The 486-nt window shown below is 65.2% G+C and carries 1 protein-coding gene; it reads right to left on the bottom strand.

The window, feature by feature from the left end; genetic code table 11:
- Positions 1-397 (bottom strand): hypothetical protein (locus tag AB4Y42_RS44170; RefSeq protein ID WP_368697887.1); only part of this gene is annotated, 397 nt, incomplete at its 3' end.
- Positions 398-486: the final 89 nt, after the last annotated feature.

Genomic DNA, 486 nt, shown 5'->3' with positions numbered 1-486 from the left:
GGTATGTCGCGCAGTTGCTCGGGCCGTCCAGCACCGCAAGATGCTGGAGGATTTCGACACGATAGGTGCAGCCATCACGCGAGTTCGACACCGACTCGAAACGCGAGACGAATCCCGCGAACTTCCGGACCACCGCCCCTTCGTCAACCTGGAACCTGAACCTGGCGAGCTGGCCCAGGATATCCCGGCACGCCACCGGCCCGGCAGTCGAGACCAGCGCCCTGATCCGGTACGGCTGGCAGCTCTCCTCGCGAACGGCCCACTCGACCACCGACAACCGGGGCGCGCGCCGCTCGTTGCGCTCATCGCGCTCGTACCTGCGAGCCTTGAGGATGATGTCCAGATGCGCAGACTGGCGTCCCGTGACCAGTCTCACCGGTTTGTCCGATTCCGCCATGGGGATTCCCTGTTCTGTAGTCCTGACCAGATGGCGCACCGTGGGCACATACCGCCGGAGCACCATCGCGCATGAGCCGCGGTGGCCAA

It is taken from the genome of Paraburkholderia sp. EG286B (assembly GCF_040965655.1).
GTDB lineage: Bacteria > Pseudomonadota > Gammaproteobacteria > Burkholderiales > Burkholderiaceae > Paraburkholderia.
The sequence above is the reverse complement of the archived record's forward strand: the minus strand, read 5'-3'. Positions and strand labels throughout refer to the sequence as shown.